At 63.8% G+C, this 23665-nt stretch carries 19 protein-coding genes; 8 read left to right on the top strand and 11 right to left on the bottom strand.

The genetic code is table 11. The features are described 5' to 3' along the window. Nucleotides 1–54 precede the first annotated feature (54 nt). The 4 genes from lysX to AC1Q6C_RS10320 all read left to right on the top strand — a co-directional run bounded on the left by lysX (nt 55) and on the right by AC1Q6C_RS10320 (nt 6408). The gene (gene lysX / locus AC1Q6C_RS10335; RefSeq protein ID WP_210377903.1) at nt 55–3411 is read left to right on the top strand and encodes a bifunctional lysylphosphatidylglycerol synthetase/lysine--tRNA ligase LysX; all 3357 of its coding nucleotides are present in this window, start codon (nt 55–57) and stop codon (nt 3409–3411) included. Between the two features lie 13 nt (nt 3412–3424). Beyond that, complete coding sequence (locus AC1Q6C_RS10330; protein ID WP_007735816.1) at nt 3425–4315, top strand: alpha/beta fold hydrolase; 891 nt, start codon at nt 3425–3427, stop codon at nt 4313–4315. A 78-nt stretch (nt 4316–4393) separates the two neighbouring features. Further along, complete coding sequence (locus AC1Q6C_RS10325) at nt 4394–5803, top strand: GGDEF domain-containing protein (protein ID WP_003943555.1); 1410 nt, start codon at nt 4394–4396, stop codon at nt 5801–5803. Nucleotides 5804–5808: 5 nt separating this feature from the next. Beyond that, nucleotides 5809–6408, top strand: a complete 600-nt coding sequence (locus AC1Q6C_RS10320; protein WP_492666602.1) for a histidine phosphatase family protein — start codon at nt 5809–5811, stop codon at nt 6406–6408. On the opposite strand, the gene AC1Q6C_RS10315 is transcribed toward AC1Q6C_RS10320, so the two are convergent. From AC1Q6C_RS10315 to AC1Q6C_RS10290, 6 genes are all read right to left on the bottom strand, one after another. Further along, nucleotides 6409–7398 carry an ABC transporter ATP-binding protein gene (locus tag AC1Q6C_RS10315; protein ID WP_042453339.1) on the bottom strand — a complete coding sequence of 330 codons (990 nt, stop codon included), beginning with the start codon at nt 7396–7398 and terminating at the stop codon, nt 6409–6411. Further along, nucleotides 7398–8495: an ABC transporter ATP-binding protein gene (locus AC1Q6C_RS10310; protein WP_003943600.1), complete on the bottom strand. Its 1098-nt coding sequence runs from the start codon at nt 8493–8495 to the stop codon at nt 7398–7400. Before AC1Q6C_RS10310 ends, AC1Q6C_RS10315 begins: the two co-directional genes overlap by 1 nt. Further along, entirely contained in the window at nt 8492–9586 is a 1095-nt protein-coding gene (locus AC1Q6C_RS10305; RefSeq protein ID WP_230359944.1) for an ABC transporter permease, read from the bottom strand. Before AC1Q6C_RS10305 ends, AC1Q6C_RS10310 begins: the two co-directional genes overlap by 4 nt. After that, nucleotides 9579–10535, bottom strand: coding sequence for an ABC transporter permease (locus AC1Q6C_RS10300; protein ID WP_003943571.1), 957 nt, complete (start codon nt 10533–10535; stop codon nt 9579–9581). Before AC1Q6C_RS10300 ends, AC1Q6C_RS10305 begins: the two co-directional genes overlap by 8 nt. Nucleotides 10536–10662: 127 nt before the next feature. Continuing rightward, nucleotides 10663–12282 (bottom strand): ABC transporter substrate-binding protein, encoded by a 1620-nt coding sequence (locus AC1Q6C_RS10295; protein WP_003943605.1) that lies wholly within the window; start codon nt 12280–12282, stop codon nt 10663–10665. Nucleotides 12283–12464: 182 nt separating this feature from the next. Beyond that, nucleotides 12465–14060: a Na+/H+ antiporter gene (locus AC1Q6C_RS10290; protein ID WP_030536674.1), complete on the bottom strand. Its 1596-nt coding sequence runs from the start codon at nt 14058–14060 to the stop codon at nt 12465–12467. A gap of 26 nt (nt 14061–14086) precedes the next feature. Here AC1Q6C_RS10290 and AC1Q6C_RS10285 point away from each other — a divergent pair, with 26 nt between their 5' ends. Together AC1Q6C_RS10285 and AC1Q6C_RS10280 are read left to right on the top strand one after the other, a co-directional pair. Beyond that, complete coding sequence (locus AC1Q6C_RS10285) at nt 14087–14407, top strand: UBP-type zinc finger domain-containing protein (RefSeq protein WP_003943615.1); 321 nt, start codon at nt 14087–14089, stop codon at nt 14405–14407. A 292-nt stretch (nt 14408–14699) separates the two neighbouring features. Continuing rightward, nucleotides 14700–17012, top strand: coding sequence for a thiamine pyrophosphate-binding protein (locus tag AC1Q6C_RS10280; RefSeq protein ID WP_269611516.1), 2313 nt, complete (start codon nt 14700–14702; stop codon nt 17010–17012). Nucleotides 17013–17085: 73 nt separating this feature from the next. Here the strand turns inward: AC1Q6C_RS10280 and AC1Q6C_RS10275 are convergent, their stop codons facing one another. Then, a complete protein-coding gene (locus AC1Q6C_RS10275) occupies nt 17086–18705 on the bottom strand; it encodes an ABC transporter substrate-binding protein (protein WP_042453342.1) in 1620 nt (539 codons plus the stop codon). A 174-nt stretch (nt 18706–18879) separates the two neighbouring features. After that, nucleotides 18880–19170 carry a putative quinol monooxygenase gene (locus AC1Q6C_RS10270; RefSeq protein WP_003943546.1) on the bottom strand — a complete coding sequence of 97 codons (291 nt, stop codon included), beginning with the start codon at nt 19168–19170 and terminating at the stop codon, nt 18880–18882. Nucleotides 19171–19241: 71 nt separating this feature from the next. On the opposite strand from AC1Q6C_RS10270, the gene AC1Q6C_RS10265 reads away from it, so the two are divergent. Further along, nucleotides 19242–20144 carry an SDR family NAD(P)-dependent oxidoreductase gene (locus AC1Q6C_RS10265; RefSeq protein WP_003943614.1) on the top strand — a complete coding sequence of 301 codons (903 nt, stop codon included), beginning with the start codon at nt 19242–19244 and terminating at the stop codon, nt 20142–20144. Between the two features lies 1 nt (nt 20145). Here the strand turns inward: AC1Q6C_RS10265 and AC1Q6C_RS10260 are convergent, their stop codons facing one another. Together AC1Q6C_RS10260 and AC1Q6C_RS10255 are read right to left on the bottom strand one after the other, a co-directional pair. Then, entirely contained in the window at nt 20146–20871 is a 726-nt protein-coding gene (locus AC1Q6C_RS10260) for a single stranded DNA-binding domain-containing protein (protein ID WP_042920673.1), read from the bottom strand. Nucleotides 20872–21021: 150 nt separating this feature from the next. Then, complete coding sequence (locus AC1Q6C_RS10255; protein WP_215515551.1) at nt 21022–21894, bottom strand: hypothetical protein; 873 nt, start codon at nt 21892–21894, stop codon at nt 21022–21024. A 213-nt stretch (nt 21895–22107) separates the two neighbouring features. Between AC1Q6C_RS10255 and AC1Q6C_RS10250 the strand changes: the two genes are divergently transcribed. Then, nucleotides 22108–22659: a DUF732 domain-containing protein gene (locus AC1Q6C_RS10250; protein WP_042920675.1), complete on the top strand. Its 552-nt coding sequence runs from the start codon at nt 22108–22110 to the stop codon at nt 22657–22659. On the opposite strand, the gene AC1Q6C_RS10245 is transcribed toward AC1Q6C_RS10250, so the two are convergent. Next, nucleotides 22660–23556 carry a cutinase family protein gene (locus tag AC1Q6C_RS10245; protein WP_007735797.1) on the bottom strand — a complete coding sequence of 299 codons (897 nt, stop codon included), beginning with the start codon at nt 23554–23556 and terminating at the stop codon, nt 22660–22662. It abuts the gene before it with no gap. Nucleotides 23557–23665 lie beyond the last annotated feature (109 nt).

The following is a 23665-nucleotide window of genomic DNA, read 5'->3' as shown; positions in this document are numbered from 1 at the left end:
CGACAGACCACACTTAGCGTGAGGATCTGATCGACCGGTAGGAGAGGAAGCTCGATGGCACCATTGACCGAGGTATCGGACACCACTGCAGAGTTGGTGGAATCGCCACCCGAAAATCCGCGCCAGGCGCGTCGATTCCGCAAAGGGCGGTTCAGCCAGGTTCCCCATATCTCGGGACTGATCCTCGGAGTCTTCTCCGTACTGGTGTTCCTGTGGAGCATCTCGCCGGTACTGCGGCACATCCTCCGCGTCCCACGCGAATACATCGACAGCTACTACTTCGACGCACCGGATACGAGCCTGTCGTGGGCGCTCGTCGTCGCCCTGCTCGCCGCCGCCCTCGCGAGCCGCAAGCGCATCGCCTGGTGGCTGTTGACGATCTACCTGTCACTGATCACCCTCACCAACATCGCCTCCGCGATCGTCGACAAGAACCCGAACAACGCCGTGGCCGTTGTCGTTCTGCTTGTCGTGATCGGAATCCTCATCGCGGCGAGGCCCGAGTTCTACACACGCGTACGGCGCGGCGCCGGCTGGAAAGCACTCGGCGTGCTGATCGGCGGCATGGCTGTCGCGACCGTGATCGGTTGGGGCCTTGTCGAACTCTTCCCAGGTGACCTACCGCAGAACCAGCGATTCCTCTGGGCCCTGAACCGCGTCACCGCGGCAGCTTCGGTCGACAACGAGGTGTTCGACGGCCACCCGCGCGTCTTCGTCAACACGGTCCTCGGTCTCCTCGGTGCCATCGCGCTACTCGCAGCCGTCATGACGCTCTTCCGCGCGCAACGCTCCAACAACGCCCTCACCGGAAACGACGAATCCGCGATCCGCGGGTTGATCCAGAACTTCGGTGCCGACGACTCTCTCGCTTACTTCGCCACCCGCCGCGACAAGGCGGTCATCTTCGCGCCGAGCGGCAAGGCCGCGATCACGTACCGCGTCGAGATCGGCGTCTGCCTCGCCAGTGGTGATCCCATCGGTGATCCCGAAGCGTGGCCGCACGCCATCGAAGCGTGGCAGGGGCTCGCATCGCAGTACGGCTGGGCGACGGCCGTCATGGGCGCCAGCGAAACCGGGGCGACGGCGTACAAGAAGGCGGGCCTGAGCGTCCTGCAGCTCGGCGACGAAGCGATCCTGCGCACCCGCGAGTTCAATCTCAACGGACGCGACATGCGCCCGGTGCGCCAGGCCGTCACTCGCGTGAGGCGTCACGGCGTCACCGTGCGGATGCGACGCCATCGCGACATCCCGCCCGAGGACATGGCAGCCGTCATCATCCGCGCCGACGACTGGCGCGACACCGACACCGAGCGCGGCTTCTCCATGGCGCTCGGCCGACTGGGCGATCACCTCGACGGCGATTGCCTCCTCGTCGAAGCCGTCATGGGTGAAGGCACCGAGGACGAAAGCGTCGTCGGCATGCTCTCGCTCGTGCCGTGGGGACCGAACGGTGTTTCGCTCGACCTGATGCGCCGTAAGCCGACGGCGCCCAACGGTGTCGTCGAATTGATGGTCTCGGAGTTGGCCACACGTTCGGACGAGATCGGCGTCGTGCGAGTTTCGCTCAACTTCGCCGTGTTCCGCTCGGTGTTCGAGGAAGGTTCGCGCATCGGCGCGGGCCCGATCCTCCGCATCTGGCGCTCGGTGCTCGTCTTCTTCTCCCGCTGGTGGCAGCTCGAAGCGCTGTACCGCTCGAACGTGAAATACCAGCCGGATTGGGCGCCGCGCTTCCTCTGCTTCGAGGACAACCGCGAACTGCCGCGCGTCGGATTCGCGTCGGCCATCGCCGAAGGCTTTGTGGTGCTGCCCAGTTTCGGGCGCAAGTCCAGCCAGGTCGTCAAGCACACCGGTACGCATGCGGCGGTGCCGGCAGCTCTGGTGACGTCCGAAGGACTGCATGCCGACGGCAGCCCGCCGGACTCGGCGCCGACGTTCCCGACCAACGGTCCGCGTCGACCCGAGCAGGTCCGCGTGCGCATGAACAAGCTCGCGCAACTGGCCGACGAAGGGATCGCCGCGTACCCCGTCGCCTATCCGCCGACCCACACGATTGCCGCCGCAGCGAAGTCACCGGAGGGCACCCGCGTGCGAATCGCGGGACGCCTCCTGCGGGTCCGCGACTACGGCGGAGTGGTGTTCACGGACGTGCGCGACTGGTCCGGCGACATTCAGGTCCTGGTCGACCAGGACAACGTCGGCCGCGAGAAGCTGGCGGAGTTCGCTGCCGAGTTCGATCTCGGTGACCTGATCGAAGTCAGCGGAACCATCGGGCGCAGCCGCAAGGGCGAGCTGTCGCTCATTGCCGTCGAGTGGCGCATGAACGGCAAGTGCCTGCACCCGCTGCCGGACAAGTGGAAAGGCCTCTCGGATCCCGAGACCCGCGTCCGCCAGCGGTACCTCGACATCGCCCTCAACCCGAAGGCCCGCGAACTGCTCGAGGCCCGAAGCGCCGTCGTGAAGTCGCTGCGCGATTCACTCGGTGGTCGCGGATACCTCGAAGTCGAGACCCCGATCCTGCAGCAGGTGCACGGCGGCGCGAACGCTGCTCCGTTCCTGACACACATCAACGCGTACAACCTCGACCTCTATCTCCGCATCGCACCCGAGCTGTACCTGAAGCGGTTGTGCGTCGCCGGTATGGAGAAGGTGTTCGAGATCGGCCGCGTGTTCCGCAACGAGGGCGTCGACTTCAAACACAATCCCGAGTTCACGATCCTCGAGGCCTACGAAGCCCACAGCGACTACGAGGGCATGATGCGGATGTGCCGCGAGCTGATCCAGGCGGCGGCCGTCGCAGCATTCGGTCGCGAGATCATCATGCGTCCCGGCCCGGACGGCGAACTGGTCGAGGTCGACATCTCCGGCGAGTGGCCGGTGAAGACGATGCACGGCGCCGTCGCCGAAAAACTTGGCGTCGACGTCTCCCCCGAAACGAGTCTCGAAGACCTGCAGAAGCTGTGCGACGCCAACGAGATCCCGTACCAGTCCAGCTGGGATACCGGCGCCATCGCGCAGGAAATGTACGAGCATCTGGTCGAGGACTACACGGAGTTCCCGACGTTCTACACCAACTTCCCCACCTCGATGTCGCCGCTCACCCGGCCGCACCGCAGCATCCCCGGCGTTGCCGAGAAGTGGGACCTGGTGGCGTGGGGCGTCGAACTCGGAACCGCATACAGCGAGCTGACCGACCCTGTGGATCAGCGCAACCGGCTCACCGAGCAGTCGATGCTCGCGGCCGGCGGCGACCCGGAAGCGATGGAATTGGACGAAGACTTCCTCCAAGCCCTCGAACACGCGATGCCGCCGACGGGTGGTCTCGGGATGGGCGTCGACCGAATCGTCATGCTGATCACGGGTGGCAGCATCCGCGAGACGCTGGCCTTCCCCCTCGCGAAACCGCGTCAGTAGTCCGGATTCTCGCGTGCCGGAATTGTTCCACGTGAAACCACCGGGCGAGATCTTGCAGGTCGGCGAGAGCCGACTGCATGTTCTTGCCGAGGGCGACGGCCCCGTCGTCGTCCTGTGCGGTGGGCTGGCGGGCAATTGGTTCGACTGGGATGACTGCGCGCGTCATCTTCAGTCGGACCACACCGTCGTCCGCTTCGATCGCCCGGGCTTCGGGCTCAGCGAGCCTACTTCCGAAGTTCCGACCGTCCGCGGCGAAGCTCAGCGGATCCGCGACGTGCTCGACACTCTGGGACTGAGTGGTCCGGCCGTGGTGGTCGGCCACTCCATCGCCGGCTTCTACGTCGAAGGCTTCGCGCGCTTGTTCCCCGATCGGGCGGCGGGGATGCTGCTCCTCGATTCCAGTGCCGAGAAGGAGCCGAAACGTCTTTTCCCCCGCGACCTGCTGCTGATCGCCTCCCGAGCCGCCGCGGCTTCGTTCAGCACCACCGGGCTCCAGCGACTCCTCGGTACGACGACGCGCAAGATCCTCAACCAGTCCGTGCCGCCGAGCGGGTCGTCCGAAGCCACTCTCGAATGGGTGCGGAAGATCTACCGCGAGCCTCATTATCTGGAAGCGGCGATGATCGAATACGTCGCGTACACCGATATGGCGCTGGAGCTCACCGCTTTACGACGCTCGAGCAAGCATCCACTGCCCGACATCGACCTCAGCGTCGTTGCTGCACACACTGGCCACACCACTCCCTGGTCCATCGCCTGGATGGCAAAGCAGCAGAAACTCGCCACCTACCTCGGTGGGAGTTTTCACGTCCTGCGCCCGGCGCATCACCACGCGATGATCGACCAACCCGAGGAGTTGGCGAACTTGATTCGGCGCCTCACGCAGCCGAACCGTCGGGGATGACACTTAAAGTTACAACTCGGACAGTAGCCGGATCATTGCTAGTCTCGGACAGCTTCTGCTTTCTACGACAGGCTGACCATGGACCGTTCGACACGTCGGGTGCGCTCGTGCCTGATTTTCGTGGCGATCCTCGTTGTCGCCCTGGCGGGCATCGCCGCCCGTCCGCCCGGTTTTCTGTCGACCTTCTGGCCCGCCAACGCGATCCTTCTGGGCATTCTCCTCCGTAACCCGCGCTCGTTTGCGCCGATCGGACTCGCTGTCGGCGGCGCAGCGCTGCTGACGGCGGATCTTGCGACCGGAAGCCCCGTGCAGAGGGCCTTCGAACTGAATGCGATCAATCTGGTCGGCGTCACGACAGGATTGATCGCCGCGAACTTGCTCGGCTGCTTTCCGCGGCGAATCTCCGAGACGAAGTACACGGCCAGAATCTTCCTCATCTCGGTTCTGGCGTCGTTCACGGCCGGGTCCGCCAGCGCACTACGCACTCAACTCCACGAAGGAAGCGGTGCGGCAACGGAATTGGTGGGGTGGTTCTTCGCCGACCTGTGTACGTATCTGATCGTGCTGCCGATCGTTCTGTCGGCACCGACGCTCGAACACATTCGAAGAACCTGCGGGCCGTCCGTGCGGCAGAGTCTGCGCTTGAGGCGGCTCGCACAGATCCTGGCGCCTCTGGCCGCTCTCCTGGCCTGTCTGCCACTCGCCCTGGAGGTTCAGGGAGCCCTTGCGCTGCTGCTGCCGATGCCGGCGCTCCTGTGGTGCGCAATGCGTGTCTCACTGTTCAGCACTTCGCTCCTGGCAGCCGGATGGAGCGCGTGGGCACTGGTCATGGCGGGTAAGGGACGCCTGGCACTGGCAGATCCGGTGCACCTACTCAGTGAGGGGGTGACCACCCGGATCTCCGTCATCTTGATGGCACTCTCCCCCATCGCCGTAGCCGTCGCCACTGGCGCACAGCGGCGCGCTGAGCGAGAACTCCAACGCATCGCCGAATGCGACGCCCTCACCGGAACGCTGAGTCGCCACGCGTTCTGGACCCAATCGCAGGAACTCCTCGACGCCCAGCACGCGGCGCAACGACCGATCGCCGTCATGATGCTCGATCTCGACCACTTCAAATCGATCAACGACAACCTCGGCCACCTCACCGGCGATTCCGTCCTCGAACAGTTCGGAAACACCCTCCTCGCCGCTACCGAAGGGCTGGGACTCTCCGGCCGACTGGGTGGTGAAGAATTTGCCGTCGCCGCCGCCGACTGCACCTTCGAGGAAGCCATCCAGCTCGCGGAGCGCATCAGAGAGGCGCAAGAGGCCCACGCGCGATCCATTCGCGGTTTCGCGGGAACGGTCAGTATCGGCGTCGCCTGGGCCGATCGCGCGATGCCGGGCATGGAGACTCTGCTCGATATCGCCGACAACGCGATGTACCAGGCAAAACGCGACGGCCGAAACCTCGTGGTGGCGTTCGATCTCTACATGGCAAGGTGACGTAGGTGCAACTACTCCTGATCCGACACGCGCTCCCCGAACTGGCCGAGGTCACCGAAGGCCGCGCAGATCCCTCGCTGACCGACGAAGGTCGTGCCCAGGCACTACGGCTGCCCGCAGCACTGGCGCCGTACCGGATCACCGGACTCTTCAGCAGCCCGCAAAAGCGCGCACTCGAGACCGCAGCCCCGGTAGCGCAGATATTGGGCCTTCCGGTCACCCAGCGCGAGGGTCTGGCGGAATACGACTACGAGCAGCCGCACTACATCCCGATGCACGAGGTCCTGCAGCGGGCGCCGGAAACCTATGCGCGCATCAAAGCCGGCTGGCTCCCCGAGTCGGTGGACGGCGACGCCTTTCGTGCGCGAGTCCTCGGTGCGATCGACGAGATAGTCGCGGCAACGGACAACGACGCCACCGTGGCGATCTTCTGCCACGGCGGCGTCGTCAACATCGTTCTGCAGGAACTGCTCGGACTGGAGCGCCCGTTGACCTTCCCGATCGAGTACGTGTCCGTCACGCGCATTCTCGTGTCGCGAAACGGAAGCCGCAGGGTCGGGTCGATCAACGAAACCGGTCACGTACGCAACATGCTTCGCGTGTAGTCACACGTGGTGGCACGCCACCTGATGGCCGCCCTCGACGAGACGCAGCTCGGGAACTACCTCGGCGCAGAGATCAGTAGCCAGCGGGCACCGCGTGCGGAAGCGGCAGCCACTGGGCGGATTGAGCGGCGAGGGCAGTTCGATGACCTTCTGCTCGACGTTCTGCGCCGCGGTGACGGTGGCGTCGGGATCGGGAATCGACGCCAGCAGTAGCTGCGTGTACGGGTGAAGCGCGCGGTTCTGCATGTCTTCTGCGGGAACGATTTCGCAGACGCGGCCCAAGTACATGATCATCACGCGGTCGCTGATGTTCTTCACTACGGCCATGTTGTGCGCGATGAACAGCAAAGACAGCCCGTGACGCTTCTTCGCATCCTCGAGCAGGTTCAGAATCTGCGCCTGCACGGACACGTCGAGGCTCGAGACCGGCTCGTCACAGATCAGGACCTTGGGGTCGAGCATCAATGCGCGGGCGATGCACACGCGCTGGCACTGACCACCCGAGAGTTCGCGTGGGGTTCGATCCCACACCATGTCCGGGTCCAGCCCGACCTCGGCAAGAACCTCGCGCGCCCGAGCTTCGATGGCGGCCTTGTCTTTTCCACCCCAGATCGACGGACCCTCGGTGATGAGAGCCTTGACCTTGCGACGGGGATTCAGGGAGGAGATGGGATCCTGAAAGATCATCTGCAACTGAGTGCGGCTGCGACGCAATTCTTCCGCGCCCAGTGCCGTCATTTCCGTCTCTCCGAGGCGGATCGAGCCCGACGTCGGTGAGGGCAACTGCATGATCGCCCGGCCCGCCGTGGACTTGCCACAGCCGGATTCACCGACCACGCCCAAGGTTTCGCCCGGCGCGACGGTGAAGCTGATTCCGGACACGGCGTGAACGGTCTGGCCCTTGCCGACGTTGAATTCGACGACCAAGTCCTCGACCGTCAGGGCCGCGTCCACCGTCTCGGGCTTCCTGGTATCGGTTGCTGCAGTCATCAGACCATCTCCTTCACCGCGAGCGTCAGGCCCGCTGCGGTAGTGCCGGCCTTCTCGTTGGCGACCAATGCCGTTGTGCCTTCGGGGGTGTCGACCGGGTAGTGGCACGCGAACGTGTGGCTTTCGGTTGTGTTGTCCCCCGGTCCGCCGGGAGCCAGGGCCGGGTCGCCGGTCAGGCAGTCGTCCTGGGCGTAACGGCAGCGGGCGGCGAAGCGGCAGCCGGTGATCGGCTTCGTCATGTCCGGGAGACCGCCCGGAATTGTCTGCAGCACTGTGTGCGTCGGTGACTCGAGTCGCGGAATCGCGGCCATCAGCGCTTCGGTGTACGGGTGGCGAGGACGAGTGAACAACTCTTCGGTCGCCGACGTTTCCACGACGGAACCGGCGTACATGACCGCAACACGGTCCGATCGACCCGAGACCACACCGAGGTCGTGGCTGATCAGAATGACGGCCATGTTGAGCTTGTCGTTGAGTGAGGCGAGCAGATCGAGAATCTGCTTCTGCACCGTCACGTCGAGAGCGGTGGTCGGCTCGTCGGCGATCAGCAGTTTCGGCTCGCAAGCCAGCGCCATCGCGATGACCACGCGCTGTCGCATACCTCCCGAAAGTTCGTGGGGGTACTGGTCGAGCCGACGCTTGGGCTCGGGGATACCCACCATCGACAGGAGTTCCGCTGCGCGATCGCGGGCCGCGTCCTTCTTCAGACCCAGGTGGAACTTCAAGGATTCGGTGATGTGGGTACCGATGCGCTTGAACGGATTGAGCGAGGTCATCGGATCCTGGAAGACCATGGCGATCTCGGGTCCCCAGAAGTGCTTCATCTCCGACTTCTTCATCGTCGACATGTCGCGGCCGGCAAACGTCACCGTCCCGCTGATGTCGAGAGCCGGGCCCTTCTGGAGCAGTCCCATGATAGTGCGCCCGAGAACCGACTTGCCGGAACCGGATTCACCCACGATGCCGAGAGTTTCGCCGGCGGAGACGTGGATCGAGACACCGTCGACTGCTCGCAACTGGCCACGGGGAGTGGCGAATACGGTTCTGATATTGTCCGCCTGCAGCAGCGGAACGCCGTTCTGAGCTGAAGTGGTCACAGCTTACTCCGATACTTCTCGCCGATGAGGTTGAAGGAGAACACCGTAAGGAAGAGGAAGACGCCTGGTACCAGGACGATGAACGGATGCTTCTCCACGATCCCGCCCTGACCTTCCGCAATCATGTTGCCCCAGGTCGGATCAGGTTGTGCGATACCGAGTCCGAGGAAGCTCAGTGATGCTTCCGCGACGATCAGGCCGGAAACGGCCACCAGTCCGAGCGCGGCGACGGGAACGAGGACGTTGGGAACCAACTCGCGCCAGATGACGCGCCATTTGGTGGCGCCCATGGCTCTCGCGGCAAGCACGAACTCCCGTTGGGCGACGACGATGGTGTTTGCCCTGGCGATTCGAACCATGCTGGGAATGCAGAGAATCGACAGTGCGAGGGTGATGTTGCGCAGGTTCGACGTGAGCACCGCGGCCAGTGCGATGAGCAGCACCAGAGAAGGAATGGCCAGCAGCGAGTTGGTCAGGATTCCGACCACGGCGTCGACCTTGCCACGGAAATAGCCGGCCATGACGCCGATGGTGCCACCGATGATCATGCCGATCAGCACGGCGCAGATGGCGACAGTCAAGGAGGCGCGAGCACCGAACAGGGCGCGGGCGAGGAGGTCGAGACCGAAGTTGTTGGTACCCAACGGATGATCGGAGAGCAGGCTCGGCGAGGCGAAGCCCGGCTCGGCCAAGGTCTTGACCGTGTCCTTGTACTCACCGAGTGGCAGCAGCGGCGCGAAGATCGCGGCCAGGATCAGCGCGCCCAGCCAGATGCACGCCAACCAGTACGAGAGATCGAACTGACTGCCCCACTTGGACGTACCGAGTTTGCCGAGACCCTTGAAGAGGAAAACCAGGGCAACGAGCGCGAGCACGATGCGGACGGTCATCATGATCGCTGAACCGAAGAGTGCGGTGCCGAGCAGCGCAACGCCGACCACTGTGAGAATCGATCCGATCAGGACCAGATTCTTGGGCTGTTCCAGCGTCTCGACGGGACCGGGAGCCAGCAGGACTGTCTGCTGCCGGTATGTCATCACCTCGGACGGGGCCGGCGACGGGGCCGCTCCGTCTGGCGTCACTTCAGACATGGACACGACGACTCCTCGGGTCAAGATAGGTGTACAGAACATCGATCGCACTGTTGACGAGGACGTAGATGACCGCGATCACGACCACCGCGCCCAGCAGCATCGGCGAATCACCCTGCTGCGCTGCGCGGACGATGAGCGTGCCCATTCCGGGCAGTGAGAACAGCGTCTCGACGATCACGGTGCTGCCGATCATGCCGCCGAGAGCCAGACCCATCATCGTGATGAGCGAGAACGACGACGGGCGGAGCGCGTCGCTGAAAAGCACTCGCAGCGTGGGCATTCCCTTGGCCTTCGACGCGAGGATGTAATCCTCACGGAGCGTCGTCACCAGGTCGGATCGGAGAACGCGAGTGAACATCGCCATCTCGAGGAGGCTGATGGTGATCGCGGGAAGTATTGCGTGTGAGAGGTTTCCGGACAGGCTGTCGCCGATGCGCACCCACTGTGATCGCGGGAACCAGCCGAGCCAGTTGACGGTGACCATGATCAGCAACAGACCGGCGAGGAAGCTCGGGACGGAAAGAACACCGAACGTCGCGGCGCTGATGACGCGGTCGATGACGCCGCCTTCGTGGTGCGCCGACCAGAGTGCGAGCGGAACTGCGACGACGAGTGCGATGACCAGACCCATCACTGCCAACTGAACGCTGACGGGGAGAGCGGAACTGATCGCGGTGAGGACGTCCTGCTGCGGGGGGACGAGCGAGTTGCCGAGGTCGCCCTGGAGAGCGCTGGTCAGCCAGTCCCAATAGCGAACCAGGAGTGGATCGTTGAGTCCGAGCTGCTGCCGAACTTCCTCGTACTCGGCAGGCGTTCGGCCTTCACCGAGAACGGAGACAGCGGGATCGCCGGGGATCAGTGATGCCAGCACGAAGGTTCCGAAGCTGACGATCAGGATCACAATGACGAGCTGGCCCAATTTCTTACCTATTGCGCCGATGTTCATCGATTTCGTCTCCTTCGGACAGCGAGCTCGCAATACACAGCAGTTCCTCTGATTTCATTTCTTCGTTCGCAGCCGGCCCCGATCCGCTGCAATACGGGCGCGGGGCCGGCTGTGAACTTCAGGCTCTCTAGGACTTCCAAGCTCCGTCGAAGAGCACGATTCCGTCGAGGCTCTGCTCGAGTCCGTGAACGTTCTGGTTCCACACGTCGAGTGCGGCGACGTTGCCCCACACCTGCCACGGGACGGTCTCGTTGGCGCGTTCCTGGATCTGGGCCAGGACTGCCTTCTTGTCCTCGTCGGTGGTTGCGACACCCAACTTGTCCAGGAGAGCATCCATTTCGGCGTCGGAGTAGCCGGTCGCGTTGTTACGGCCACCGGACTTGATGCCCGTGTACAGACGCTCGTAGGGATCGGCCTCGGCGAGGCTCAGTGCTGCGGTGCTCATGTCGTAGTCGTGATCGGCGTACATCCGCTTGACCAGATCACCTGCACCGGTGACGTATTCGATCTGAGCGTCGAAGCCGACTGCGTTGAGCATCGCCTGGATGGCCAGAGCCGTCGCCTGTGCGGACGGTTCCTGGATGGAGAGGAAGGTGATCTTTCCGTCGTAGCCGTCGGCCTTGGCCTGATCGAGCAGTTCCTTCGCCTTGGCGGGATCGACGCCGATCGGTGCGACGTCGTTGTGCCAGCGCGAGGTGTCCTGGAAGATCTCCTGGCCGGGCAGTCCCTTGCCGTTGTTGACGCGGGTGTTGAGCGTCTCCGGATCGACGGCCAGCGCCATCGCCTGGCGGACACGGACATCCGAGCCCGGGCGGCCCGGGGCCATGTTCACGTTGGCGATGTAACCGAGCGACGGGATGTCGACGAAGCCGGGGTAACCCGACTCGATCAGATCCAGGATCGGGGTGAGCGTACGCATGTACGCGGCGTCGATGCCGCCCGTCTTGAGTGCTTCGGCGGTGGGCTGAGCGCCGACGATGCTGATCAGCTTGAGCTTGTCGATGTTCGGTGCGCCGTCGTAGTAGTCGGGGCGAGCAGCCAACAGCAGTTCCTCGTTGGGAGCGAACTTCTCGAGGGTGAAGGCGCCGGCGCCGATCGGGGTGAACTGGTCACCCTGCTGGGCGCTCGGGGCGACGATCATGCCGGGTCCGGTGGCGAGCATCGACTGGATGCCTGTCCACGGATCAACGAGGTTGAAGACTACGGTCGTCGCGTCGGGGGTGTCGATCGAGGCAACCTTGGAAGCCCACAGGCTCGACTGAGGTCCCTTGTTGGTGACGTAGCGGTTGATGCTGTCGGCGACGGCCTTCGAGTCGAGAGCTGTGCCATCGCTGAACTTCACACCGTCGCGGAGCTTCAGCGTCCAGGTCTTGCTGTCCGAACTCGCTTCGAGCGACTGAGCGAGCTTGGGCTCGAACTTCTGCCCGATCGGGTCGTAACGCATGAGCACGTCGTAGATGGCGCTGAGCTCGCTGCCACCGGTGGCGCCGGCAACCTGAGCCTTCGCGGGATCGAGAGTCGTGACCGCCGAGTAACCGCTGAACGTCAGCGTGCCGCCCTTGGTGGGAGTGCCGGGATCGGCCTGCTCGTTGACCATGCCGATCTTCAGCGAGGAACCGGAATCAGCGGATTCGCCGCCGCCATTGCTCGAGCCGTTGTCGGCGCACGACGCCAGGAACATACTTGCGGTGATCGCCAGCGCAGCCGCAGCCAATCTGCGACTTCCGCGGCGGGAACTACGACTCATTCGAATGCCTCCAAGGCGGGGTAAGACCGTGACGTGATGTTGAACACGAAACAGTCTGTGATGGGAGGCACAGAAAATTGGATCGAGTCTCGCTCAGTGGAATCGGTTAAGTTGCAGGCCTCAACAGTCAGGTAAACCGACCCTGGCCAGCGGTTACCTTCGTGGACAGCAGACCAGCCGGTCTAGTCCCGGTCGAGCGTCGCTTCCTCGAGATCGAGCTCGCGAAGTACCTTCCGGAGGACCTCGTCGTCGATCCGGCCGGCATCGCGTTCGGCGATGAAGACGCCTCGCTCGGCATCGATCATCTCGAGGCGCAGCGAGCGGAAGGCGTTCGACGGGCTCTCCCCCAGATCCTCGTCGCTGCGTCCCAGTCGCTCCCACGCCGAGTTCGCGCGGTGGGTGTTCCAGCTTCGCAAGATGTCCGCGGCACGATTGCGGACCTGAGGGACGTCGTCGGCGTCGGCTCCGACCAATTCGTCCAGCCGCGCCGCAGCGGCCCGTGCAGCCTTGTCCTGGGCTGCCGCCTCGGCGCGTGCGTCGGACTGCTCTTCGTCCCCCTGCACGCCGAGGACACGGATCACCCACGGCAACGTCAGGCCGTGCAGCAACAGCGTGCCGACCACGACGACAAACGTCAGGAACAGGATCAGCGACCGCCCCGGGAAGTCCTCCCCACTGTTGACCGTCAGCGGAATGGCGAAGGCAGCTGCCAGCGACACGACCCCTCGCATACCGGCCCACGACACGACGAACACCGCCCGCGCCGAAATCTCCGGCTCCCTCGCTCGAATACGCGGCGACAGCCAGCGCGGTACGTACGTGAACGGGAACACCCAGGCGATTCGGACCACCACGACGGTCACGAGAACCGCAACCGACGCCCAGACGACGATCGAAGTGCTGTACCCCTGCAATCCGTTGACGACACTGGGCAATTGGAGACCGATCAACAGGAAGACGAACGACTCCAGGATCAGGTCGACTGCCCTCCACACTGCCGTGTCCTGCAAACGCGTCGCATAACTCGCGCGGGTGGAGCGCTGGCCGAGGAACAATCCGGCTACGACGACCGCGATGACGCCCGACGCGTGGACCTCTTCCGCAGCCAGGTAGGTGAAGAACGGCACCACCAATCCGATTCCGCTCTCCATCACCGGATCCTGGAGCTTGCCGCGAACCTTCGAGATGACGAACCCCACCGCGAGGCCGATCACCGTTCCACCGACCGCCGCGACGAGGAAGGTCTCGAAGCCGCCGATCAGCGTCGCACCCGTACCGACGGCAGCCGCGAGAGCGACCTTGTACGCCGTCAGAGCGGTGGCGTCGTTGAGCAGGCTCTCCCCGCCCAGCAGGGTCATGATCCGGCGCGGCAGGCCGAGCTTGCGTCCGATTGCGCTCGCGGACACCGCGTCCGGCGGCGCCACGATGGCGCCGAGAACCAGAGCAGCCGCTATCGAGAACTCCGGCACGATCAGGTAGGCGACAAAGCCCACCGCAGCCGTCGTCGCCAGGGGAAGCCCCACCGCGAGAAATCCGATCGGACGCAGATTCGAGCGCAAAGCCAGGTATGAACTGTCCAGTGCTGCCGAGTACAGAAGTGGAGGCAACACGACGAACAGGACGAGGTCGGGATCGAGTTCCAATTCCGGAACACCCGGTATCTGACAGGCGATCAAACCGACCAGGACGAGGATCAGCGGCGAAGACAGCCCGAACCTTCGCGCGACCGCCGCCACCAGCAACGCCGCTACTACAACCCCCAGTAATATGCCGTTCACCCTGGCAGCATGCAGTATGGAAGGCGATGAAGAAAATCCTGAAGCGAGCAGCAGCTCGCACACAGCAGCCCGCACCCGCTCCCACCGGTTGCGAGGAACTAACCAATGCGCCCGAAACGGACCCGGCGGCGCTTACGCCCGGCGTCTGCCAGGAGTGCGCCGAGTTGGGCGAGGATAACTGGTCTCACCTGCGCATGTGCCTGTCCTGCGGCCACGTCGGATGCTGCGATTCCAGCCCTCATCAGCACGCCACCAACCACTACCGCGAAACCGGGCACCCGGTCATGCGCTCACACGAGCCCGGCGAATCCTGGCGCTGGTGCTACGTCCACGATCTGATGGACTGACCGCGCGCGACTGGCGGTGCACTGCGCATAGTGCCCACCTGTCACGGCGCACAGCCCTCGGTGTTGCGCACATTGCTCAATCCACCGGGTAGCTATTGCTCAATCTGTATGCCGATGATGGACTTTGACGCAGAATCTGCACAACAGATCGACAGGTGCGGCTGGACTTTGCCGCACCGAACGGTTCGGCCTCAGGAAGTCCTGCCAAACATCACAACCACATCGTCGGCCCCACGATCTGGGGTACAGGCGGTGCGGTGATCGATGTCCACTACTGAAGGCAGGACCGGCCGTGAACAGCCCCAACATCGACCAGAACGCTCCCGAGTCACTGGCGGAGATCGAGAAGCGCGTTCTGTGGTTGTCGACCGCGATGATCCATCACGCCAACCGTGTCCGTCCGAATCCCAGCGGGCTCAAGGTCGGCGGCCATCAGGCCTCGTGCGCGTCGATGGTCTCGATCATGACGTCCCTGTGGTTCGGCCAACTTCGTTCCGGCGACCGGGTTTCCGTCAAGCCGCATGCGGCGCCGGTGCTCCACGGCATCAATTATCTGCTCGGTGAACTCGACGAGTCCTACCTGACGACTCTGCGCGAGTTCGGGGGCCTGCAGAGCTACCCGAGTCGATCAAAGGATCCTGATCCGGTGGATTATTCGACCGGTTCGGTGGGCATCGGTGCTACGGCTCCCATCTGGGGCGCCATCGCACGCCGGTACGTCGACGCCTCCCTCGGCGGAGCCGGAACCGGGCGTCAGTACTCCCTTGTCGGTGACGCCGAACTCGACGAGGGTGCTGTGTGGGAAGCAGTTCTCGATCATTCGGTTGCCGAACTGGGTGAGATCGTGTGGATAGTCGACCTCAACCGCCAATCACTCGACCGGGTGGTGCCGAACATCGCGGCAACCCGCCTGGAGCGCATGTTCTCGGGTGCCGGCTGGCAGGTCATCACCGTGAAGTTCGGTGCGCTGCTGGAATCACTGTTCACCCGGCCGGGCGGCACCGCGTTGCGCGAACGAATCCTGGACATGCCGAATCCGGAGTACCAGCGCCTGCTGCGATGCACGGCCGACGAGGTACGTCTGAGACTGCCCGGCGACGCGGCGGACGCCGACGCGATCACGACGCTGATCAACGACCTCGACGACGCCACGGTGCTCGAGGCCATCCGCAATCTCGGTGGCCACGACCTCGACGCTCTGCGAGAGGCGTACGCGCAGATCGACGACACCCGTCCCACCGTGATCATCGCGTACACCATCAAGGGTCGGGGCCTGCCGACGCAGGGTCATCCGCAGAACCACTCGTCGCTGCTCACCACCGAGCAGTACGAGCACCTGGCGGCGGAGCTCGACATGGATCCGTCGAAGCCCTGGCAACGGTTCGAGACCGACAGCCCGTCCGGCCGCATCTGCGCCGAAACCGCTGGGCGCCTGGCTCGCCCGAAGGTGGAGCATCTGGTGCCCCCGGCAGTTCCGAAAGACATCGGCCGTACCCCCTCCGGCACGTCCACCACTCAGGCAGCTCTCGGCCGGGTACTACTCGACCTCAGCCGCGAAGCGCCGGACGCCGCGAAACGTGTTGTCACACTGAGCCCGGACGTCAGTTCCACCACCAACCTCGCAGGCTGGCTGAACAAGGTCGGGGTCTGGTCCCCCGACGAGCGGCACAACTGGTTTGCCGACGACGCCGAAACGATCATGCACTGGCGTGAGAAGCCCACCGGTCAGCACATGGAACTCGGTATCGCCGAGACCAACCTGGTCGGACTGATGGGCGAACTCGGTGCAACCTGGAGTCGTTGGGGCCAGCCACTCTTCCCTATCGGCGTGATGTACGACCCCTTCATCGAGCGGGCTCTCGAACCGTGGTCGTACGGCATCTACGCCGGTGGACAGTCGATCATGGTCGGCACTCCGTCGGGCGTCACCTTGGCCGCCGAAGGTGGTGCGCACCAGTCCATCAAGACCCCGTCCATCGGACTGGAACAGCCGGGTTGCACCAGTTTCGAACCGGCATTCGCCGTCGACGTGGAGTGGACGCTCCTCGACAGCATCGGACGCCTGGGCCGACCAGACGGCAGCTCGTCGTACCTGCGCCTGTCGACCCGTCCGGTCGATCAGGCCCTGGCCGCGGTACCGACCGATCCGGCTGCGCGAGAACGCCGTCGACGTCAGGTGGTGGCCGGCGCGTACACACTGCGGCACAACCCTGATCCGGCCGTCACCCTGGTCGGCATGGGTGCCACTGTCACCGAAACACTGGTCGCAGCCGAAAGACTGGGCGAGCAGGGCATTTCCGCCGACGTCGTCTGCGTGACCAGCCCCGGCTTGCTCTTCGAAGCACTCCAGTCTCGGCGCGGTCTCGCGGACGGTCCGTCGTGGATCCTGGATCAGGTCTTTCCGAGTAGCCGGTCCGCGCCGATGGTGACCGTTCTCGACGGGCACCCGCACACCCTCGCGTTCCTGACGGGAATCAACAACGTTCCGGGTGCTGCGCTCGGAGTGAGCCGGTTCGGTCAGGTCGGTTCGCTCGAGGACGTCTACCGATACCACGGCCTCGACTCCGACAGCATCGTCCGCGCTGCCCTCGATCTCACTTCTTGATCTATCCCACTCTCTGATGCCGAGAAGCGTCCCCGCAGGGACGCTTCTCGGGTCCATTCAGTCATTCAGGTGTCTAGTTCTTCCAGGCCTTGTCGAAGAACATGATTCCGTCCAGGCTCTGCTGAATGCCGTGGACGTTCTGTCCCCACACACCGAGCCACGGGGTGTTGCCGTAAACCTGCCACGGCACAACCTCATTGGCGCGCTCCTGGATCTTGGCGAGCACCTCGATCTTCGAGTCGGTCGACGTCGCGACACCCAATTGATCGAGCAGCGTATCCATCTCGGGGTCGGAGAAGCTCGTGGCGTTGTTTCGTCCACCCGACTTGAGATTGGAGTACAGACGCTCGAAAGGATCGGCTTCCGCGAGGCTGGCGGAACCTGTTGCCATGTCGAAGTCGCGGTCGGCGTACAAACGCTTGACGACGTCGGCAACCGAGTTGACGTACTCGATCTGGAAATCGAATCCGACGGCGTTGGCCATCGACTGCAGTGCGAGAGCCATCGCCTGCGCCGAATTCTCCTGCAGCGTCAGGTATGTGATCTTGCCGTCGTAACCGTCAGCCTTGGCCTCGTCGAGAAGCTGCTTCGCCTTGGCGGTGTCGACGCCGATCGGAGCGACGTCGTTATGCCAGCGGGAGGTGTCCTGGAAGATGACCTGTCCGGGCAGACCCTTGCCCTCGTTGAGTCGGTTGTCGAGTGCGACGGGATCGGTTGCGAGCGCCAATGCCTGACGGATGCGCACGTCGGCACCGGGACGACCGGGTGCCGTGTTGACGAGCGAGAGGTACGACAGCGACGGAATGTCGACGAAGCCCGGGTAGCCGGAGTCGATCAGATCCAGCACGTTCGGTAGCGAACGCATGTATGCGACGTCCGTGCCGCCGCTCTTGAGCGATTCGGTGGTGGACTGCGAACCGACAATGCTGATCAACCGCAGCTTGTCCACGTTCGGGGCACCGTCGAAGTAGTCCTCCCGAGCGTCGAGGATCAATTCCTCGTTGGGAGCGAACTTCTCGAGGGTGAAGGCACCCGCGCCGATCGGGGTGAACTGATCACCTTGCTGGGCGCTCGGCGCGACGATCATGCCGGGGCCCGTCGAGAGCAGTGACTCGATACCGGTCCACGGGTCGACGAGATTGAAGACGACCGTCGACGGATCCGGAGTGTCTACCGACGCGACCTTCGACGCGTACAGACTCGACTGCGGTCCCTTGTTGGTGACGTAGCGATTGAGGCTCGCCGAGACGGCCGCCGAATCCACCGGCGTCCCGTCGCTGAACTTCACACCGTCACGCAGTTCGAGGGTCCACGTCTTGAAGTCGGAACTCGGCTCCATCGACTCTGCGAGCTTCGGAACGAATTCCTTGGACGCCGGGTCGTACCGCAGGAGCGTGTCGTAGATCGCGCCCAACTCCGAACCGGCGACCGAACCGGCGATCTGAGTCTTCGCCGGATCGAGATTGGTGACGGCGGAGTACCCGCTGAACGTGAGGGTGCCGCCCTTGACCGGATCGCCCTCGCCGGACTGCTCGTTGACCGGGCCGATGGACAATCCCGAACCGGAGTCCGGTGCGTCGCCGCTCCCACCCCCGTTCCCGCTGTCAGCGCACGACGAGACGAACAGGCCGGCGGAGACTGCCAGCGCGACGGCGGCAACCTTGCGGTGACCGCGCCGAGAACTGCGACTCATTCAAAACCTCCAGGTCAGAAACTGTGATGTGAAGCATTGTCGAGACAGTTTGTGACTTAAGGCACAGGTATTAGTCGCAGGTCCCGCTCAGTGGAATGAAGCGCGACGATTGGTCAGTTTTCGAGCGACATTCGCAGGTCAGACCCTTAGCGAAGGTCAGGAATTCATTCTGATTCAGGCGCCTTTCAACGGATGAATCGCCGGAGCGCCGTCGAGAAGTGGTCCGGCAGCGGCCAGCGCGGCCTGCAGATGCGGGGACTGCATGTGAGCGTCCAACTCCTCCTGCCCGCGCCAAGTTTCGATCGTGACGAACGTGCCGGGCGCAGCCGCTGACTCGAACAACTCGTACGACACACAGCCGTCCTCGGACCGACTCGCCTCCGCGAGAGTTGTCAGAGCCGATCGGACGTCGTCCTCGGAACCGGACTTGGCCGGGATGGTTGCAACTACACGAAGCTCGCTCATCGGATACCTTTCGCAGAGGGGAAGTCAGCTAGAGACACACGCCACAAACGTACACACGAAAAGGGCAACCAATGGGGCTACTCAAGGACGTCACCGGCTGGCGACGCGGAACGAAGTTGCAGCGTCGACTGCGCGATCTCACCGGCACGCTGGTGGTGATCACCGGTGCGGGCAGCGGCATCGGGCGTGAAACGGCCCTCGCCTTCGCCGCCCAGGGAGCTATCGTCGTAGTCTCCGACATCAATCTCGAAAGCGCGCAGGACACTGCGGCACTTGTAAACATCCCTTCGCAAGCCGGCGGCGCCGAAGCAGTGTTCGGTGGCGGTGCCCACGCCTATCAGGTGGACGTGTCCGACGAACAGGCCGTGATTCGGTTCGCGGAGACCGTCGCGGCACATCACGGCGTACCGGACATCGTCGTCAACAACGCCGGAATCGGGTTCTCCGGGACATTCGCCGACACCGAGCAGCGCCAGTTCGAGCGCGTCATGGACATCAACTTCTGGGGAGTTGTCTACGGCTGCCGGGCATTTACCCCAATGATGATCGACCGGGGAACAGGAGGGCACGTCGTCAACCTGTCCTCGGCCGCCGCGTACACACCACAGAAGGCCCTCACCGCGTATTCGACAAGCAAAGCAGCGGTATTCATGCTCTCGGATTGCCTACGGGCAGAGCTGCTTCCACACGGCATCGGCGTCAGCACCATCTGCCCCGGCCTCGTTCACACGAACATCCTCAAGACCACCGAGTTCGCCGGGACCACCGCCGAGGAGCAGCTCGAGAACCAGACCAAGGTCGACAACTTCTACCGCAAGCGCAACTTCACGCCTGACCGAGTCGCCAGTGCCATCGTGAAAGCGGTTCGCACGAACAAGGCCGTCGTACCCGTGACCGTCGAAGCCAAGCTCGGACGCACGATCAGCCGGTTGTCTCCCGGGTCGATGCGCGTCGGAGCTCGGTTCGAGATCTAGGTCAGCTTCCGAAACTCAGGCTGCCCGTGAAACCCTGCTGCACATCGGCTTCCGAACGGGGAAGAACCTCGTAGGTGCTGGCGTACTGGCCACTGAAACCGGTGACGGTGATCGGGCGTCCGACGGCGACGGCATCGAGGTCGATTCCGGTCTGGGTGTTGACGAAGATGACGGTGTTTCCCTCGGCGCCCGAGACCAGGATCTTGTGGCCGTACGGCAGATCGTCGACGACGGGTCCGCTCACGATTCCGGACACCGTCACGAGACGACCTTCACTGCCCTCACCGATTGCATTGAGGGGCAGTCGCGCCGGGCTGATCTGGGTAGTCGTGCCGATTACCTCGACGGCAGTCGGGCGAACGACGAGCAGGCCTTCCTGATCCGCGAGGACTCCGGTGACCTGAACCCGATCGCCGAGAACAACCCCGGAATTGTTCGGATCGCTGATGTAAATGCCCGAATTGCCACTCTGGAGACCAAAGCCCTTGTCGTAGAAGCTGGATTCGAACACTCCGGACGGCGTAGTCGCGGTTCCCACGACGGTGACCGTCGTTCCGATGGCCTGCGCACGGGCTGCCGCGATGGAGTCCGCGGACACCTCACCGACAACTGCTGCCGGCTCCGCCGTCGCTGCAGTACCGACAAACATGGTGGCTGCGGCCGCAACTGCCAGTGCCGTCACACCCCGGCGCAGGACCGGACCGGCAAGAACGCTGTCTCGAAACATGTTTGAGGACTCCCCTGTGATTTCGTGGCCGCGCAGGTGCTCCTGATGGAGTGCCGCCTTCGCCCACCCTGAGGCACAGGTTATTACAGGTCGGACGCCGCAGCGGTGGTGACATTCCGTCACCACCGCTGCGTCTAGGCTTCCGATTTTTCAGGAACCGGAGCTTCCGGACGAACCGCTCGAGCCACTGGAACCGCTGGATCCTGTTCCGCCGCCGAGATCGTCGAGAGGATCGCTACCGGTGAGGCCGCCCGGGTACAGGTAGGCGTCGGAGATCGTGCTGAGCGAGGTTCCGGACGTGGCCGGTACCTTTGCTCGCCAGTTGACGATCGGGTTCAGCACTCCGAACGGTCCGCAACCACTGGCGGCGGGCAGCGCGAAGCCGGTTGCCTCGTTCCCGACCGGGCTCACCTTCAGCGCAGTCGACGGCAGCACCGTGTAGGTCGGTACCACCGACGGGTCAGGCGCGAGACGAAGATTCACCGGCGCCGCCGCGGAACCCAGGTAGCAGTTGTCACCGAGGAACGCGTTGTTGATCTTCATCCGCACCGGGATGCTCAGATCCATGTCGGTGATGATTCCGTTGAGGGTCGGCGCAGCCGTTGCCTCCACTTCGGCCGTTACTGCGGCCAGGCCGAAGAGATTGCCGAACGGAAGATCGATTCCCAGGACTCCACCCGGAACGGTCAACGGCTTGGAGTAGACACCGTTGTGTCCGTCGTCGCGCGGGAGAAGAACGGTGGACTCACCTTCACCGGAGCCGGCCTCGGCGGCGATGATCATGTCGCCTTTTCCGATCGGGAGGTTGAAGCCGTTGTTGTCGAAGGTTCCGCTCTGAACCACAACCGACACACAGGATTCGGCAGTAGCCGGACACACTGCGGCACCGGGTATCGAATTGTCGACCGGATCCTGAGCCGAGGCCATCGGCGCCGCGAACGCGAGGACCGCACCTGCGGTACCTGCAATGACGGCCACGCGCGTGCCGAGACGTCTGTTGCCGTTCTTGTGAGATTTCTGCACTGATTTCTCCCTGCCGTTTATGTGATGGGGGACGAAACTCGCAGTCATTGCTTGTGTTTCGACCGCCGCCGACAAGGTCTTTGCGGTGTGCTCCTACTCACAAGTAACAACTGAACAGATGTATATCACAGGACTTCGACTTAAAAACAGGGCAAAAGGGAGTTTCCTTAAAACGGACAAAATAAGCGGTACGGTGTGTAACACTCACGGGTGATGAACACGAATAGACTGGTCCTCTGCGTCGCGGCAGCGGGCCTACTCCTCAGCGGCTGCAGCAGCCAATCCGACAGCGACGCAGCGGAATCCACTACTGCTGCCACCAGCACCACAGTGGCGGCAACGTCGAGTTCGACTGCCCCCAGTACGCTTTCCGAGCTGCCGACCAGCCCGCTCGCCGCAACAACTCCGGAAGCCGCGCCGAGCGTCGTCGAATCGACGCCCCCGCCGGTCTCGCTGCCGGTAGCGCCAGCGGCCAATGCGCCGATCGACGCCCGGTCACCGGAAGAGATCGTCGCGAACGCCGGCGAGAAGGGGCAGCGGTACATCGCCGCCCTGCGTCTGGCCGGGATCCCGCCCGCCGGAATGGATTCCGCGGAGATCCTCTACGCCGACGGCACCTGCAAGGCTCTTGCCGACGGCATGCCTCGGTCCGAGGTGCTGGCGGAGTTCAACTCCGTCGGCGAGGTGTACTCACAGATCACGCCGATGTCCTCGCAGCGTATCGCCGAGATCTACGTCGACACGGCGGAGCAGACGTACTGCTGATCAGGCCTTGCCGGCCAACCAGCCGTGCAGCCAAGATGTAGCCGAATTGCCCGCGCCGTCAACGACGTAACGCGTGTAGTCGGTGTGGACCTGCGAGCCGTAGAAGTCGACCAGTTGATCGATGCGCCGCGAGTTCGCGCCCGGATCGAGCTGGGCCATCAAAGCGGGGAGACCGCCTGCGGTGATCAGATCATTGACGATCACGGCGGCCTCGTCGCGCAGCGCGAGCGCACTGGCCGGAGTGGGATCGGACGCCTGAGCCATGAATCCGGCCAGACGCATCACGAAATCGTCCTTCGGCGTCGAGCAGTACAGGTCACCGACCGCGCAGAGCGTCACCGTTTTGCCTGACAGCCAACCGAATCCACCGATGCGAGGGCCGCTGGCACCGTTACCGCCGACAGCGGGGCCGATCAGGACGTCGGACTCGGAACGACGGGGATCTGACAGCAAGCCGACGCCCTCGACGCGAGTCGGGGGGACCACGCCGATGCCGGTTCCGATCTCGGCGGCGAGATCGCCTGCCGCGTCGGCGCCCTGGCTGTATCCGACGATGGCGAAGCGAGTGTCACCGCACGAGGCGGCCATGGCGCCGATCATGCCGCGGGCATTGTCGACAGCCTGCTGCTTCGACTTGGCGTAGACGTTGGACTCCCACGGGAAGGCCGTCGCCGAGTAGGTGACGTAATCGGTGCGAACGGAGCCCGGAAGCCCGTTGGTCACCGGGGCGAGCATGCCGGCGCCGGGCCTGGTGCCCGAGGGCTCCCAGGTTCCCGGGATGGCCACGACGTACAGGCTGGGGCAGGGATCAGCCGACGCCACGGGAGCACTGACAACCGGTACCACTACTGCCGCAGCAAGTGCCGACAACACCGCAACGAGACGCCTCGCACGCATGAAACTCCCCTGTTTTACCTTCAGCAACCCATACACCACTATCGGTGCTCCGGAATCATACTGTCTGGGCGTTGTGTCTGTCCGATGCACGATTGATGAAGGTTTGTTA

This window comes from Rhodococcus sp. MT28, from assembly GCF_058792695.1.
The sequence above is the reverse complement of the archived record's forward strand: the minus strand, read 5'-3'. Positions and strand labels throughout refer to the sequence as shown.

What these genes read in the sequence shown, in the direction of transcription:
- AC1Q6C_RS10300 (WP_003943571.1), bottom strand. Translation starts at nt 10,535, where the DNA reads ATGAACATCGGCGCAATAGGTAAGAAATTGGGCCAGCTCGTCATTGTG.
- AC1Q6C_RS10305 (WP_230359944.1), bottom strand. Translation starts at nt 9,586, where the DNA reads ATGTCTGAAGTGACGCCAGACGGAGCGGCCCCGTCGCCGGCCCCGTCC.
- AC1Q6C_RS10285 (WP_003943615.1), top strand. Translation starts at nt 14,087, where the DNA reads ATGAAGAAAATCCTGAAGCGAGCAGCAGCTCGCACACAGCAGCCCGCA.
- AC1Q6C_RS10315 (WP_042453339.1), bottom strand. Translation starts at nt 7,398, where the DNA reads ATGACTGCAGCAACCGATACCAGGAAGCCCGAGACGGTGGACGCGGCC.
- lysX (WP_210377903.1), top strand. Translation starts at nt 55, where the DNA reads ATGGCACCATTGACCGAGGTATCGGACACCACTGCAGAGTTGGTGGAA.
- AC1Q6C_RS10260 (WP_042920673.1), bottom strand. Translation starts at nt 20,871, where the DNA reads ATGTTTCGAGACAGCGTTCTTGCCGGTCCGGTCCTGCGCCGGGGTGTG.
- AC1Q6C_RS10295 (WP_003943605.1), bottom strand. Translation starts at nt 12,282, where the DNA reads ATGAGTCGTAGTTCCCGCCGCGGAAGTCGCAGATTGGCTGCGGCTGCG.
- AC1Q6C_RS10270 (WP_003943546.1), bottom strand. Translation starts at nt 19,170, where the DNA reads ATGAGCGAGCTTCGTGTAGTTGCAACCATCCCGGCCAAGTCCGGTTCC.
- AC1Q6C_RS10265 (WP_003943614.1), top strand. Translation starts at nt 19,242, where the DNA reads ATGGGGCTACTCAAGGACGTCACCGGCTGGCGACGCGGAACGAAGTTG.
- AC1Q6C_RS10325 (WP_003943555.1), top strand. Translation starts at nt 4,394, where the DNA reads ATGGACCGTTCGACACGTCGGGTGCGCTCGTGCCTGATTTTCGTGGCG.
- AC1Q6C_RS10275 (WP_042453342.1), bottom strand. Translation starts at nt 18,705, where the DNA reads ATGAGTCGCAGTTCTCGGCGCGGTCACCGCAAGGTTGCCGCCGTCGCG.
- AC1Q6C_RS10245 (WP_007735797.1), bottom strand. Translation starts at nt 23,556, where the DNA reads ATGCGTGCGAGGCGTCTCGTTGCGGTGTTGTCGGCACTTGCTGCGGCA.
- AC1Q6C_RS10250 (WP_042920675.1), top strand. Translation starts at nt 22,108, where the DNA reads ATGAACACGAATAGACTGGTCCTCTGCGTCGCGGCAGCGGGCCTACTC.